Genomic DNA, 14,103 nt, shown 5'->3' with positions numbered 1-14,103 from the left:
TGGCTTTCTGTGCGCTAGCACTGACCCCGGTCAGTACCGGCTACTGCGCTGATCCTCAGACGGATCGCAGCATCCTGCCACTTTCCGATCAGCCTCAGGGCGGAAAGGCTGGACTGACCGTCAGGGAATCGGTAATGCCGAAAATCGTGCCGATCCGCCCCCCGGAAAAGGCGCCGAACATCGTCGTGGTCCTGCTCGACGATGTGGGTTTTGGCGCCGCAGGTACCTTCGGCGGACCGGTGGCGACACCCGCTCTGGACGAGCTAGCTCGGGAGGGCCTCCGCTACAACCGCTTTCATACGACGGCGCTGAGTTCTCCGAGCCGTGCGGCGCTGCTGACCGGCCGCAATCACCACCGCGTCAATGCCGGCGGCGTGACCGAGTTCGCAACCGGCTTCGACGGCTACAACTCGATCATTCCCAAGGCTGCCGCGACCATTGCGCGGGTGCTGCGCGACAATGGCTATAGCACGGCGGCCTACGGCAAGTGGCACAACACGCCGGTTTGGGAAATCAGCCCGGCGGGACCTTTCGACCGCTGGCCGACCGGGCTGGGCTTCGACGAGTTCTACGGATTCATGGGCGGCGAGGCGCATCAATACTCTCCCGGACTCTATCGCGGCACCACTCCGGTGGAGAGGTCCGAGCACGCGAAGCACTATCACCTGACCACCGATCTGGCCGATCAGGCGATTGCCTGGATGCATACCCAAAAGGCGATGACTCCCGACAAGCCGTTTTTTGTCTACTGGGCGCCCGGAGCCACCCACGCGCCGTTTCAGGTCTACCCGGAATGGGTAAAACCGTACGAAGGAAAATTCGAGCAGGGCTGGGACCAACTCAGAGAGGAAATCTTCACGCGTCAGAAAAAGCTCGGCGTTATTCCCCGGGACGCCAAGCTGACCCCGCGGCATGAATCGATTCCGGCATGGAATTCGCTGTCCCCCGATCGCAAGCGGCTCGCTTCCCGCTTGATGGAAGTCTATGCCGGCTTCCTTGCCCATACCGACCACGAGGTCGGACGTCTGATGGCGAGTCTGCGCGACATGAAAGAATGGGAGAACACACTGTTCATCTACATCGTCGGTGACAATGGGGCGGCCCCGGCGGGGGGAATCGACGGCGTGTTCAATGAAATGGTGACACTCAACGGCCTGAAGGAAGACCCCGCAGTCGTCATGTCGCGTCTCGATCAAATCGGCGGGCCGAAGGCCAACAGCGAATATCCGGTGGGTTTCGCCTGGGCCATGAACACGCCGTTTCAATATACCAAGCAGATTGCCAGCCATCTCGGCGGCACCCGCAATCCGATGGTCGTTTCGTGGCCGAACCGGATTAAGGGCCACGGCGGCCTGCGTAGCCAGTTCCATCACCTGATCGACATCGCGCCAACGATCTACGATGCAGCCGGCATTCCCGCGCCCAAGCGCGTCGACGGCGTCGACCAAATGCCGCTCGATGGCATCAGCATGACATATACCTTCGACGACGCCGGCGCCGGGGAACGCCGCAAGACCCAGTACTTCGAAATCCAGGGCAGGCGGGGCATCTATCACGACGGCTGGCTGGCGGGGACCACGCACAACTTCCTGCTGTGGCAGCGCAAGTCATTGCAGGCCTTCGACAAGGATCGCTGGGAGTTGTATCACCTCGACAACGACTTCAGCCAGTCCGCCGATCTCGCTGATCGCGAACCGGAAAAACTGGAACAACTCAAAGCGCTCTTCCTGGCGCAGGCAAGAGAGAATCGCGTTTTGCCGCTAGATGACCGCGGCCCGGCGCGCGCCATGATGAGCCCGCGTCCGACATTGATGGGAAAGCGCAAGTCCATTCGACTGACGGCTGGTGCCACGCGTTTGCCCGAAGACGTCATACGGGCATTCTTCAACCGCCCCTATGCGATCACGGCCACATTCGCATCGCTGGATGACATTCCAGCGGACGGTGTTCTGTTGGCAGCAGGCGGATATTTCGCGGGACTTTCGCTGTACGTCAAGGCCGGCATACCGCATTTCACCTACAACTATTTCGGCTCCAACTACACGACCTTGGCTGGATCCGCCCGGCTGCCGCAAGGCAAGGTCACGCTGAAGATGGAGTTCGACTATCCGAGCATCGATCTCGGCATGGGCGGTACGGCCAGGCTTCTGGTGAATGGGCGAATCGTGGCCGAGAAGCCGATACCCGCCACCGTTCCGCTGGGTTTTTCGGCAGACGAAACCCTGGACGTTGGCAGGGACACCGGAACGCCGGCCGCCGACACCTACGAAAGTCCGTTCCCCTTCAATGGAAAGATCGAGTCCGTGGAACTGACAACGCGATGATCCCTCACCGGCACTCGCCAGACGATCCGCCGATCGAAACCAGGTTGCGGCGCATACTCCGGAGCCATGCCCTGCAATGGAATATTCTGACCGCACGGGATTGCTTAACGGGTTGAGCGCGATCCTGTCCGCCGTCCTTCAACGGTCGGGAAACCCCCATGGAGTAGCTTTGCTTGCGGCGCGGGAAGGTGCCGCTGCAACGGGGAATGCCGGCTCGCCAGACGCGAAAGTCTCGTGCGTCTCAGAAAGGTAGAACATGAATTTCACCATCGTTGCCATCGTCACATCGGTCGCCGCGCTATTTCTCGGTGTCGGGTGGCTGTTCGGGGGGCGGCTGATGCTAAAGCGATGGCGAATTGAACCGAGTCCGGCTTCCCTGCTCATAGGTCGCCGGCTTGGCGCGGTATATCTTGGAATGGCCATGATTCTGTATCTGGGACGATACGCGCCGCCATCGGAACTTCGATCCATCACCTGCATCGGAATGCTTGTCGTCCTGTTGTTGCTGGCTGCCCTTGGGCTGTTCGAATTCAAGCTTCGTCGTGTGGGACCGGCAATGCTCGTAAGTGTTGCGGTCGAGGTGCTCCTGGCAGGCGGTTTCGCACTGGCGCTCGCGCAGTGAGAAGGCGGCGGGTTCGCCCGATTCCGTGCGACGCGATCCAACTTCGACACGTCAACCACGGATTCCGGAATGCATTTCAGGTATCTGGAAGCCGCCCTCGCCTCCTGTCGGCGCGAGAGGGCTGGGGAGAGCACTTCCCTTGTCGCTCGTAATTAGTTGACCCTAAATAGCCATATGCCATTCGAGAAGCAACTGATTGAATTCATTTATCCCGCTGCTCGGGCGTCTCGCAATTGGTCATTCACTCTTCGTCGGAATCGACGGCTTCGGCAAATTTTCCAAGCAATCCCGTCAGCAACGCAATCTCTTTCGCACCCAGAATCTTCTTGACCCAGGCACCGGACGTGGCCGCCAATTCGGCCATTGCTGCCTCGACCAGGTGCTTCCCCTTGCGGGTCAGCTTGATTGGCTTGATGCGCTGGTCGTAATTCGTTTGCGAACGGGTGACCAGGTTTCTGTCTTCCAGCTGCCGCATGACTTTGGTTAGCCCGCCGGAAGTGATTATCACCGATGCCTGCAGCCGTGATGGCGTGAGCTCGAAGGGTGGCGGCGAATTGCGCAGGGTGGCCAGTACATCGAACTCCGCCGGCGTCAGGCCATGCCTGGCCCACACACTCAGCGCCTGAGCGAAGGCCAAGCCTTGCGCCCGGTGCAGATGCAGCATCAAGGGCATCGTGTCCGAGGCATGTGCTTCGGACCATTCATGACGCGGCATCTTTGTCCGGATTGCTTTCTGAAGCGCCATTCGTTTCTCTCGCAGGAAGTTGGGCGAATTTGTAATTGGATGTAAAGTATCTTTCTAGAAAGATAATTCGCCGCTATCATTCCGTCAACGCATTTCTTCAAGGAGTTGGCAATGGCGGTGCAACGCGAATGGGCGACGCCGGTCGCGGCAGGAGCTTTTCTGCTCTCGGCGGTCATCGGCGTCCTGATCTTCTTCCACCTCGACAGCGGCCTGAACAAGTTTGTCGATGAATGGCTGAGCTGGGTGCTGCTCGCCGCCGTGGCGCTGCATCTTGTCGCGAATTTCAGCGGCTTCAAGCGTCATCTCGTCACCCGCCGCGGCCAAGTGCTGATCGGCGTGCTCGCATTGATACTGGCTCTCAGCTTCCTCAGTCCCGGCGGCCAAAAAAGCGAACCATCCTTTGCTCCACCCATCCGCGCTCTGTCCGCGGCGCCACTGACGATACTGGCTCAGGTGGCCAACCTTAGCCCCGAACAATTGCGCGAACGCCTGACCACGACTGGCCTCCAACCAACATCCGACCCGCAGAGCCTCGCCGACCTGACCGGCCCGGACATGCGCAAGCAGGTACAGGTCATGAGCACCTTGTTTGCCGCAGCGAAGTGACATGATCGCACCTGGCTCCGGATTTCCGCTACTCCCCTGCCAAGCTCGATGGGTTGCACTCGGCTTGGCGCTGGTTCTGCTGGGCGGCTGCGCTCAGCTGGGATCCGCGAGAAGCGACGGGCGGATGTCCGCAGTCCCGATACCGGCAGCGTGGTCCCGGGCCGGCGAGGCGAACAGACCCGCCTCGACCACAAACGAACTGCAAAGCTGGTGGCGGCGCTTGGACGATCCACGGCTCGACCAACTGATTGCCGCGGCAATGACGGCGGCGCCGGACCTGAGAACGGCCCAGACGAAGCTACGCCAGGCAAGAGCAAGCCGCGATCTTGCGGTGGGAAACCTCTACCCCAGCCTCGGTGTGTCGGCCTCGGCCAATCGCTCGAAGACCGGCACGGCCGAAGCCCGGACCCAATATGTCGCCGGCTTCGACGCGAGTTGGGAACCTCCGATCTTCGGCGGCAAGCGCGACGCGGCGGCTGGTGCGCAGGCCGATGTTGCGGCCAGCGAGGCAACGCTGGCCGCGGCGCAGGTTTCGCTCGCGGCCGAAGTCGCACTCGAATACGTGACGCTGCGCGCCTATCAGCAGCGACTGGCCATCGCTCGCGACAACACGGCGAGCCAAACCGAAACCTTGCAGATCACCGATTGGCGGCAACAGGCCGGCCTCACAACAATGCTCAACGTCGAGCAGGCACGCACCAATCTTGAACAGAGCCGGGCCGCAATTCCTGGTCTGGAGACCGGCCGGGCGCAAGCCGAGCATCGGCTGGCAGTCCTCACGGGACAGGTTCCGGGCGCGTTGGCGGACAGGCTGCGCGAGGCGAAGCCCCTGCCCAGGGCGCCGGATGGCGTGGCCGTCGGCATACCCGCCGACACGATCCGCCAACGTCCCGATGTGCGTGCCGCCGAACTGACGCTTCAGGCTGAGGTCGCGCGCAGCGCCGAACAGGAGGCCGCGCTTTATCCGAGCCTGACCCTTTCGGGATCATGGGGCTGGAACGCATTCAGCAGCGCCGCCTTGGGCGGCGGCGATACCCTCGTCAGGTCATTGGCGGGCAGCCTCGCCGCGACGCTGTTCGACGGCGGCCGCATTCGTGCAGGCATCGCCGTACAGGACGCCGTGCAGGAACGCGCCCTCGTGGCTTACGAATCCAGCATTCTCACCGCCCTCGAGGATGTCGAGAATGCGCTTGTCGCCTACGCCGCCGGGCGCACACGGCTCGACACGCAGCGCCGTGCCGCTGAATCGGCGCGCAGCGCGGCGCAACTGGCACGCACGCTGTATGAAGCTGGCTCCGTCGATTTCCAGCAGGTGCTCGACACCGACCGCACGCGCTTGAGCGCGGAAGACGGTTTGGCCTCCGCCGAGAGCGACCTTCTCGCGGCGGTGATCAAGCTCTACAAGGCGCTGGGCGGCGGCTGGCAGCCCGGCGGCGACACGGCAGCAGGCACATCACAGGACGCACGCTCATGAACAGCACCGATACCCCCATCCCTGATTTCCTTAAGACCGGCGCGGCCGGAAGGCTTGTGGGCCGCCGGCGCTGGCTCGTCGCCGGACTTGCGCTGATCATCGTCGTTGCGGTGGTCGCCTGGTTCCCGACCGGCGGATCCCGGCAGGGCCAGTACCTCACCGAAGACGCGGTCACGGGTAATCTGGTCGTTACCATCTCGGCCAGCGGCACGCTGCAGCCGACACGTTCGGTCGATGTCGGCAGCGAGCTCTCGGGCACGCTGGAAGCTGTGCTGGTAAACGACAACGATCGCGTCACGAAGGGTCAGGTTCTGGCACGGCTCGAAACCTCCAAACTGCAAGATGCCGTCGCCAAGTCGCGCGCCGCGGTGGCTCAGATGGAAGCGACGGTGGCGGAAGCGCGAGCCAACCTCAACCGCCTGCGCCACGTCGCCGAGCTCTCCGGCGGCAAGGTGCCGTCCAAGTCCGAACTCGAAACGGCGGAGGCCACATTCCAGCGCGCCGTAGCGAACGACACCAGCGCCCGCGCCACGCTGAAGTCCGACGAGACCAACATCGAGAAGGCGGTAATCCTCTCGCCGATCAACGGCGTCGTCCTCACCCGCAAAGTCGAACCGGGCCAGACCGTCGCCGCGGCGATGACCACGCCGGTGTTGTTCGTCATCGCCGAAGACCTGACCAAGATGGAACTCCAGGTGAAGGTGGATGAGGCCGATGTCGGCACGGTCAAGCTCGGCCAGCCCGCCAGCTTCACGGTTTCCGCCTGGACCGGGAGGAGCTTTCCCGCCGTCATCCAGCGCGTCGGCCTGGGTTCGACCATCACCGACAACGTCGTCACCTACAAGACGGTGCTCTCGGTCGCCAACGACGACTTGGCATTGCGCCCAGGCATGACGGCCACGGCGCGCATCGTCACCGCCAATCGCGGGAACGTCCTGCTGGTGCCCAACGGCGCCCTGCGCTTCACGCCGCCGGCGACAGCGGCCACCCCTTCCGGCAGCATCGTCTCGCGCCTGGTGCCGCGCCCTCCGACACAAAAAACACAGCAGCCGGCAATGACATCGGACTCCGCACAGGTCTGGGTGCTGCGCGATGGCCTACCCGCGGCCATTGCGGTCCAGACGGGTCCCAGCAACGGCCGGCAGACGGAGATTGCCGGTGGCGAACTCAAGGCCGGCACGCCGGTCATCATCGAATATCAGGAAACGAAGAAGTGACCCATAGCGATGTCGGAGCGCTCCTGATTTCCCTGCGCAAGGTAATCAAGACCTACGGCGAGGGCACAGCGGCCGTCCAGGCGCTGAACGGTGTCGATCTCGACATCGGGCAAGGCGAGTTCGTCGCCATCATGGGGCCGAGCGGCTCGGGCAAGTCGACGGCGCTCAACATCCTCGGCTGTCTCGACGCCCCCAGTTCAGGACATTACCTGTTTCGCGACATCGAGGTCGATACGCTGACGCGCAATCAGCGCGCGCTGCTGCGCCGGCATTACCTCGGCTTCGTCTTTCAGGGCTTCAACCTGCTGTCGCGCACCTCGGCGCAAGAAAACGTGGAACTGCCGCTGCTCTATCGCGGCGAGGACGCCGCCCATCGGCATGAGGCGTCGCGCCGGGCGTTGGCGCAGGTTGGCCTCACGGGCTGGGAACACCATACGTCGGCGGAACTCTCCGGCGGCCAGCAGCAGCGCGTAGCAATCGCCCGCGCCATCGTCACGCAGCCGCTCGTGCTGCTCGCCGACGAGCCGACCGGCAACCTCGACAGCAAGCGCGGCCACGAAATCATGGAACTGCTGGGTTCGCTCAACCGCGACCAGGGCATCACCGTGATCATGGTCACCCACGAGCTGGACATGGCCGCCTACGCGAACCGCGTCGTGCGCTTCGCCGATGGCAATGTCGGCAGCGATTCCATGAAGGTGGCCGCATGAACCAGATGCTGCTCAATGCACTGCTGCTGGCCCTGCGTGCCATACGCCGCAATCTGATGCGCTCCTTCCTGACGGTGCTCGGCATCGTCATCGGCGTCGGCGCCGTGATCACGATGGTGACTCTGGGCAACGGCGCGACGCGCATGGTGTCGGACCAGATATCGAGCCTGGGCATCAATCTGCTGATCCTGAGGCCGGGACAACAACTCGGCCCGGGCCGGGAAAGTGCTGGCGCGGCGAATTTCCGGTTGACCGACGTCGAAGCCCTGCAAGCGCAGATTCCGTCCCTGCATGCCGTGGCACCGGTGGTCGGCAGCCGCGTCACCCTTGTCGTCGGCAGCCAGAACTGGTCGTCGCAGGTGAGCGGAACCAGCAATGCCTACTTCACGGCGGGTAACTGGAAGATCGCCGCCGGCCGAAGCTTCGACGAGGACGAGGAAACCGCGGGCAAGGCCGTCTGCGTCATCGGCGATACGGTGAGGAAGCAGCTGTTCGGCAGCGGATCGCCCCTGGGCGGCGAGCTGCGCGTCAAGAACTTCACTTGCATAGTCGTCGGCCTGCTGGCAGCCAAGGGCCAGGGGGCGATGGGGCAGGACCAGGACGATGTCGTGCTGATGCCTATTCGTACCGTGCAGCGCCGACTCACCGGCAACCAGGACGTTTCCACGATGATGTTGTCGATGCGCGACGGTGCGAACGCCGATCAGGTGATGGTTCAGATCCGTCGCCTGATGCGCGAGCGCCGCAAGCTGGCCGAGAGCGAGGAAGACAACTTCAACGTCATGGACACCAAGCAGATCGCGGAGACCCTTTCCGGCACCATCCGCACCATGACGGGACTGCTCGGCGCGGTGGCGGCGGTCAGCCTGCTGGTGGGCGGCATCGGCATCATGAACATCATGTTGGTGTCGGTCACGGAACGCACGCGGGAAATCGGCATTCGTCTGGCGATCGGCGCGCTGGAGCACGAGGTGCTGCTGCAATTCCTGATCGAGGCCGTGGTCCTCTCGGCGCTCGGCGGGCTGATTGGCATCACGCTCGCCTTCGTCACCTGTCTCGGGCTCACCGCGCTCATGAACATGCCCTTCCTGTTCAATCCCGGGATCAACCTCCTGGCTTTCGTCTTCTCCGCCATGATCGGCATTGTGTTTGGCTATATGCCGGCACGGCGGGCGGCGAGCCTCGATCCGATTGTTGCACTGCGTTACGAGTAGAGACGACAGGCGCGGGGGTGTCCTATGGTGCCCCCGCGCTGGCGCCCCGCCTACGCTGTAACAGACAGTGTCGACAACAAACTGTTGCGGGTTTCGTCGTTGCCCAGGCCGTAGGCCTGCATCAGCTTCATGATCTGCGACAACAGCTTCGCGTTCAGGTCGCTGCTGGAAGTCGACGAACTCGCATCGGTTGAAGTCGACGAGGATGTCGATGAGGAAGACGACGACGTGCTCTGATCGAAGGCCATCGCTTCCTTGAAGCTGACCTTGCCGTCACCATCCGTGTCGGCCTTGTCGAAGTTTTTGACGATGTTCGAGATCGCCGCCGAGCGCTTGCTGTCGGACGAGCCGATTTCGCTGAGTTGGCTGGTCAGTTCGTCCTTCGTGAAGCCGCTGTCGCCGTCCTGGGGCGGCGGGGGAGGGGGCATGCCGCCCATGCCTTGCATGCCGCCGTTCATGCGCATGCTCATTGCCTGGTTGTCGAGTTGCTCGGCGACCTTTTGCAGGGTGTCGGAGAACTCCTGCTGGGTGACCTTGCCGTCGCTGTCGGTGTCGAGTTTCGAGAACAGGTCGTCGACGCTCGACGTTGTGCTCGAAGACGCGGATGAAGACGAGACCTTGTCCAAGGCGGCTTGAAGGTCGATCTTCGTCAGGTAGCCCTGGCCGGAAGTGTCGAGCTTCGAGAACAGGTTGTTCGCCATCTTCGTCCGCATGGACTGCATGGTCGTACTGTAGCTGCTACCGATACTGCCAATGCTGCTGCTCATGATGTGTTCCTTTCATGGTGAGTGGGTCGACGTGCGATGCACGCAATGGCATCTGTGCAAGATATCGGCCGGAAAGCCACGAGATTCACAGCATTTGCCGTAAAGCGGGGTAAAAGCCGGTTAAGAAAAACGTCACATTCAGTAGCTTGGACGTTGTTTGCCTGCTGCCTCGAACGGCGGTTTTTGGACATTGCCGGATGCCGGCAAACTCTGGTGGATGTAAAGCCTCGTTAAAACTCTTTGGCGACAGACGACTGGAATTGCCTTCAACGTGATTCGGGCATTCGCGCCGGCAAGGATTGCCGTCACTTCATCTTCAATCGCGCCAGCGGGTCACTCCAGCGCACCGCGTCGCGCGCGAGCCACTCCCGCGCGACCGGATCGTCCTTGACCACGGTATCGAGGAAGGCGACCGACACCCGCTCGATGATCACGGTCTGACGCTGCAAACCTATGCCGGCGGACCGCCGGAACCTTGCTTCGTCGGGTCGGCCGCCAGACGCGCCGCCCGGACCGCCCCCCATACCGCCCCGCCCGCCGCCCGGGCCACCCATGCCGCCTCGACCACCGCCAGGGCCGCCTCGCCCCATGCCGCCAGGCGGCTCGCGCTGTCCGTCGCCGCCCGGAGAGTCCCCAGCCGGGCCGTTCGCGTGCTCGGCCGCGGCGAGCGGGCGGTTGCCTCCGGCCAGCAACTGGTGGGTGCCGTCCTCAATGACGAGAAGGTACTTGTCTCCCGGCGGCATGTAACTGAACGGCGCCTGTCGCGTGTGGGGCGAGTCGACGATGCCGTAGGGATCGATATCCTCGGTACCGGTGATGGCGAGGGTCGGCAGCCGGATGTCGCCGAAGTGCTCGGCGAAGCCGCCGCGGGCAAGGATCGCCTGCGGGCTCAGGGCGATCACTGCACGCAATCCGGGCATGGCCGGCAGGTCTGTTATGCCCGGATGCTTTTCGCCGGCGAACGCCAGCGCCGTTTGCGCACCGAGGTCGAAGCCGGCAACGGCGATACGATCGGTGTCGATCCGCGCGTAAAAGCTTTCGCCGGCTTTCGCGCGGCGGACAATGCCTTGCAGGACGAAGGCGACACGCTCGATCCACGTCGCCAGGGACTTCACCGCAAACTGCTCGCGCGCGACCTTGGCAGAATCGCCGTTGTGGCCGGATGCCGATGACCAGAGCGCACCACCGGATCCGGTTTGCAGCGACGCGACCGCGTAGCCAGCCTGTGCCCACGCATTGCGCCAGACGGCGCCAGCCTCGACGGGCTCGCCCATGCCCGGCAGATAGACCACGAGCGGACTCCGGCTAGCGCTTTGCGGCACCAGCAACTCAATGACGATTTCCTCATCGCCGCGCAGCCACATGTCCCTATGGGGTTCGGCGGTCGTTGCCGTCGCCGCGGTATAGCCGCGTTCGGTAAAGCGCTTGAGTTCGTTATCCTCCTCGCGTCGCGGCATACGCGGGCCGCCGCAGGCGGCGAGCAGCGCCGCGCTGCCTGCCAGAAAAATGGCGCGGCGGCGTTCTAGCGAAGCGACACCGGCATGAGGAAGCCGCGATTCGGATGCATTCATGAGCGCTTGAAGCCGCGGCGCGACTCGGCATTGGTGCGCGCATCGTCGAGTTGCTGGCGTTGTTCAGGTGTCAGAAGCGTACGCATCCTGGCGTCGAGCTCGGCGTGCATCAGGGCCAACTGTGCCAATGCCTGGCCGTGGGTTTCGGCCAGAATGCGTGCCTTGTCGACATCGAAGCGGTCCGCGGTGACGAGGCGACGCAAATCCTCCATCGCCCTTAAGGCCCTCTTCAACTGATCGCGTTCGTTCGGCGCTTGATCATGCATCAGCGCGAACAGCTTGTCCCGCTGTGCTTCCGTCAATTCGAGGCCGTGCAGGTAGGGCGGCATTGGCATTGCACCAGGCAGCGGGGCTACGGGGAACCTGCCGGGCGGCGGCAGTGCCATCGGGTCGCCCGTATGGGGTGTCGGCGGACAGCTCTCGGACGAATCGCCCATCGGGCCGTGCGCCGTGACTGCCAGCGGCAGCGCTATCGCCACGGCACCTGCAGCGAAGCGTTTGATCCTGAGGTGTTGGGTGGTTTCCATCGGTGACTCCCTGGGTCGCGGACCTGCCACAATGGCAGGCCGGCGCGATGACGACATATTCGACAAATTTCCGGTAAAGCACGGTTAGCACTGCGGTAAAAGCCGGTAAAAACCTGCCGTGCGCGCGAGCCATGTCCTATGATCGCCACTGTCGGATTCCGTGAAAGAAGCTATGCCGTTCAGTGTGTTATTGGTCGATGACGACGTCGAACTGGTCGAGTTGTTGCGTGACTACCTCGAACGCGAGGGATTCACCGTGGCTGCGGCACACGACGGCGCAACAGGTGCCGCTGCGGCTATGTCCGGTGGGCACGACCTTGTCGTGCTTGACGTGATGATGCCGGGCATCAGCGGCATTCAGGCGCTGGCGCGAATCCGTGCGACGAGCGCGGTGCCGGTCATCATGCTGACGGCGCGCGGCGACGATGGCGACCGTATCACTGGCCTCGAACTGGGGGCGGACGACTACGTGCCCAAGCCGTGCACACCGCGTGAACTGACAGCGCGTATTCGTGCCATTCTGAAACGTGTCGGTGCGGCGGCCACGGCGAGCGAGCAAGCCATCATCGCCGGCACCCTGACAGTCTGGCCCGCGCAGCGCCGCGCCGAGCGCGCCGGCAAGGCGCTCAATCTCACGAGCACCGAGTTCAATCTGGTCGAAGCGCTCGCGCGCAACGCCGGACGCCCGGTGAGCAAGGCCGATCTTTCGCAGGAAGTGCTCGGACGGCCACTGACACGCTTCGACCGCAGCATTGATGTGCATATGAGCAGCATCCGTCACAAGCTCGGCAAGCTGGCCGACGGCCGCTCCTGCATCCAGACCGTGATCCGCAAGGGCTATCAACTGATCGCCGAAAAGAATCCTTGATGGGCCGCCTGTTCTGGAAATTCTTTTTCATCTTCTGGCTGGCGCAGGTCGTTACCTCGGTTGGTGTCGGCGTCGCGATATGGCTGGAGCGCCCCGCGCACATGCCGGGAGCGGGAGCGTTCGCCGAGGGGCCGCCCCCGCCGAGGTTTGGCGGGCCGGATCACCCGCCGCCACTGCCGGATCGACCCCCGCCACCGCCCCACTATTTGTCGCTACCTCTGCTGCCAATCCTCGCGGGCTGTGTCGTGAGCTTGTTGTTCGCAGCACTGCTGGCATGGTATTTCGCCAAGCCGATTCGTAGCCTGCGCTCCGCCTTCGAGTCGGTCGCTGGCGGCAAACTGGGGACGCGCATCGGCGCATCGATGGGGCGCCGCAAGGATGAACTCGCCGATCTCGGCAAGGATTTCGATCACATGGCCGACCGCCTCCAGAATTTGCTCGACGCGCAGCGCCGGCTGCTGCATGACGTTTCTCACGAACTGCGCTCGCCGCTGGCGCGGTTGCAGGCGGCCGCCGACCTGATGCGGCAGCAACCCGAGCGCGGCGCCGAGTTTATCGAACGCATCGAGCGCGACACGGCGCGCATGGACAAACTCGTCGGCGAACTGCTGACGCTGGCCCGGCTCGACGCCGGCATGACCGGCAAACTCGACGAGGATGTCGACCTGCGCGAAGTCGTCACTGACATTTCCGCCGACGCCCGTTTCGAGGCCGACGGCAAGCATTGCGCGATCGAAGTCGATTTGAACGGCCCGGTTGTCGCGCGCGGCAGCCATGAACTGCTCTACCGCGCCATTGAAAACGTCGTGCGCAACGCCGTGCTTCATTCGCCGGAGGGCGGCATCGTGGCGATTTCCGCGCATTCGGCCGACGGACGGCTGCGCGTCACGGTCGCGGACGGCGGGCCGGGCGTGTTCGACGGCGATCTCGCCGCGATTTTCGATCCGTTTTTTCGCAGTGACCCCGGCCAATCCGTTGCCGGCTACGGACTCGGGCTCGCCATCACCCGCCGCGTCGTCGAGGCCCACGGCGGCAGTGTCTCGGCTGCAAACCAAGTCAAAGGTGGTCTGATGGTGACGCTGTTGCTACCGCTACCGGTCAGGGCCGGCCAGCGGGTTCCCGAAATCCGGGATGATTGACGGACTCGAGATTGCTGAAGAGCCCGGTGACTCTATCCAATCCATGGAACCACTCTATCTGGCTAGGAATCGGCCTTGTGCAAAGCTTTCCATAAGGCCGAGGGACGGGACCGACAGATACCCGTGGCACAAATTTATTATTGCGAATGTGCTGTTGAGGTCATCGTGGTGAGCGGTGTCATGCCCAAGCCCGCAATCATTGCTAATGAATAGGCCGCAAAGAGGTGTGACACGCTGATTGTGAATGCGGTGCGACGATCTATTGCTTTCGTGCAATTGTCAAATCGCCAGAACGATGTCATGCTGCGGGGCAGTAACA

The 14,103-nt window shown here is 63.2% G+C and carries 13 protein-coding genes; 9 read left to right on the top strand and 4 right to left on the bottom strand.

What is annotated here, in order from left to right:
* The first annotated feature begins 134 nt into the window (after nt 1-134).
* The gene (locus SUTH_RS02490) at nt 135-2,324 is read left to right on the top strand and encodes an arylsulfatase (RefSeq protein ID WP_197539635.1); all 2,190 of its coding nucleotides are present in this window, start codon (nt 135-137) and stop codon (nt 2,322-2,324) included.
* A 256-nt stretch (nt 2,325-2,580) separates the two neighbouring features.
* Complete coding sequence (locus tag SUTH_RS19265; RefSeq protein WP_148312830.1) at nt 2,581-2,946, top strand: hypothetical protein; 366 nt, start codon at nt 2,581-2,583, stop codon at nt 2,944-2,946.
* Between the two features lie 241 nt (nt 2,947-3,187).
* Here SUTH_RS19265 and SUTH_RS02480 read toward each other — a convergent pair whose 3' ends face one another.
* Nucleotides 3,188-3,619 (bottom strand): MarR family winged helix-turn-helix transcriptional regulator, encoded by a 432-nt coding sequence (locus SUTH_RS02480; RefSeq protein ID WP_171817297.1) that lies wholly within the window; start codon nt 3,617-3,619, stop codon nt 3,188-3,190.
* A 183-nt stretch (nt 3,620-3,802) separates the two neighbouring features.
* Here SUTH_RS02480 and SUTH_RS18205 point away from each other — a divergent pair, with 183 nt between their 5' ends.
* The 5 genes from SUTH_RS18205 to SUTH_RS02455 are packed head-to-tail and all read left to right on the top strand — an operon-like array spanning nt 3,803 to nt 8,912.
* On the top strand, nt 3,803-4,297 hold the full coding sequence (locus SUTH_RS18205; protein ID WP_052473124.1) for a hypothetical protein: 495 nt from the start codon (nt 3,803-3,805) through the stop codon (nt 4,295-4,297).
* A gap of 1 nt (nt 4,298) precedes the next feature.
* The gene (locus SUTH_RS02470; protein WP_070099320.1) at nt 4,299-5,771 is read left to right on the top strand and encodes an efflux transporter outer membrane subunit; all 1,473 of its coding nucleotides are present in this window, start codon (nt 4,299-4,301) and stop codon (nt 5,769-5,771) included.
* A complete protein-coding gene (locus SUTH_RS02465) occupies nt 5,768-6,988 on the top strand; it encodes an efflux RND transporter periplasmic adaptor subunit (RefSeq protein WP_041096836.1) in 1,221 nt (406 codons plus the stop codon). Before SUTH_RS02470 ends, SUTH_RS02465 begins: the two co-directional genes overlap by 4 nt.
* On the top strand, nt 6,985-7,698 hold the full coding sequence (locus SUTH_RS02460; RefSeq protein ID WP_041096833.1) for an ABC transporter ATP-binding protein: 714 nt from the start codon (nt 6,985-6,987) through the stop codon (nt 7,696-7,698). Before SUTH_RS02465 ends, SUTH_RS02460 begins: the two co-directional genes overlap by 4 nt.
* The gene (locus SUTH_RS02455) at nt 7,695-8,912 is read left to right on the top strand and encodes an ABC transporter permease (protein WP_231851091.1); all 1,218 of its coding nucleotides are present in this window, start codon (nt 7,695-7,697) and stop codon (nt 8,910-8,912) included. The genes SUTH_RS02460 and SUTH_RS02455 overlap by 4 nt, the downstream gene beginning before the upstream one ends.
* 50 nt (nt 8,913-8,962) lie before the next feature.
* Here SUTH_RS02455 and SUTH_RS02450 read toward each other — a convergent pair whose 3' ends face one another.
* The 3 genes from SUTH_RS02450 to SUTH_RS18200 form a co-directional block, all read right to left on the bottom strand.
* The gene (locus SUTH_RS02450; RefSeq protein ID WP_231851090.1) at nt 8,963-9,679 is read right to left on the bottom strand and encodes an EF-hand domain-containing protein; all 717 of its coding nucleotides are present in this window, start codon (nt 9,677-9,679) and stop codon (nt 8,963-8,965) included.
* Between the two features lie 305 nt (nt 9,680-9,984).
* Nucleotides 9,985-11,250, bottom strand: coding sequence for an alpha/beta hydrolase family protein (locus SUTH_RS02445; protein WP_052473120.1), 1,266 nt, complete (start codon nt 11,248-11,250; stop codon nt 9,985-9,987).
* Nucleotides 11,247-11,777: a Spy/CpxP family protein refolding chaperone gene (locus SUTH_RS18200; protein WP_052473118.1), complete on the bottom strand. Its 531-nt coding sequence runs from the start codon at nt 11,775-11,777 to the stop codon at nt 11,247-11,249. Before SUTH_RS18200 ends, SUTH_RS02445 begins: the two co-directional genes overlap by 4 nt.
* Before the next feature lie 172 nt (nt 11,778-11,949).
* On the opposite strand from SUTH_RS18200, the gene SUTH_RS02435 reads away from it, so the two are divergent.
* Both SUTH_RS02435 and SUTH_RS02430 read left to right on the top strand, forming a co-directional pair.
* The gene (locus SUTH_RS02435) at nt 11,950-12,645 is read left to right on the top strand and encodes a response regulator transcription factor (protein ID WP_041096829.1); all 696 of its coding nucleotides are present in this window, start codon (nt 11,950-11,952) and stop codon (nt 12,643-12,645) included.
* Nucleotides 12,645-13,784, top strand: a complete 1,140-nt coding sequence (locus SUTH_RS02430; protein WP_041096827.1) for a HAMP domain-containing sensor histidine kinase — start codon at nt 12,645-12,647, stop codon at nt 13,782-13,784. The genes SUTH_RS02435 and SUTH_RS02430 overlap by 1 nt, the downstream gene beginning before the upstream one ends.
* The last annotated feature ends 319 nt before the right edge of the window (nt 13,785-14,103 follow it).

It is taken from the genome of Sulfuritalea hydrogenivorans sk43H, assembly GCF_000828635.1.
GTDB lineage: Bacteria > Pseudomonadota > Gammaproteobacteria > Burkholderiales > Rhodocyclaceae > Sulfuritalea > Sulfuritalea hydrogenivorans.
The sequence above is the reverse complement of the archived record's forward strand: the minus strand, read 5'-3'. Positions and strand labels throughout refer to the sequence as shown.

Bases quoted from the DNA above. Each gene is read 5' to 3' on its own strand.
- SUTH_RS02445 (WP_052473120.1), bottom strand. From the start codon at position 11,250: ATGAATGCATCCGAATCGCGGCTTCCTCATGCCGGTGTCGCTTCGCTA.
- SUTH_RS02465 (WP_041096836.1), top strand. From the start codon at position 5,768: ATGAACAGCACCGATACCCCCATCCCTGATTTCCTTAAGACCGGCGCG.
- SUTH_RS02490 (WP_197539635.1), top strand. From the start codon at position 135: ATGCCGAAAATCGTGCCGATCCGCCCCCCGGAAAAGGCGCCGAACATC.
- SUTH_RS02480 (WP_171817297.1), bottom strand. From the start codon at position 3,619: ATGCCCTTGATGCTGCATCTGCACCGGGCGCAAGGCTTGGCCTTCGCT.
- SUTH_RS18200 (WP_052473118.1), bottom strand. From the start codon at position 11,777: ATGGAAACCACCCAACACCTCAGGATCAAACGCTTCGCTGCAGGTGCC.
- SUTH_RS19265 (WP_148312830.1), top strand. From the start codon at position 2,581: ATGAATTTCACCATCGTTGCCATCGTCACATCGGTCGCCGCGCTATTT.
- SUTH_RS02450 (WP_231851090.1), bottom strand. From the start codon at position 9,679: ATGAGCAGCAGCATTGGCAGTATCGGTAGCAGCTACAGTACGACCATG.
- SUTH_RS02470 (WP_070099320.1), top strand. From the start codon at position 4,299: ATGATCGCACCTGGCTCCGGATTTCCGCTACTCCCCTGCCAAGCTCGA.
- SUTH_RS02455 (WP_231851091.1), top strand. From the start codon at position 7,695: ATGAACCAGATGCTGCTCAATGCACTGCTGCTGGCCCTGCGTGCCATA.
- SUTH_RS02430 (WP_041096827.1), top strand. From the start codon at position 12,645: ATGGGCCGCCTGTTCTGGAAATTCTTTTTCATCTTCTGGCTGGCGCAG.
- SUTH_RS02435 (WP_041096829.1), top strand. From the start codon at position 11,950: ATGCCGTTCAGTGTGTTATTGGTCGATGACGACGTCGAACTGGTCGAG.
- SUTH_RS18205 (WP_052473124.1), top strand. From the start codon at position 3,803: ATGGCGGTGCAACGCGAATGGGCGACGCCGGTCGCGGCAGGAGCTTTT.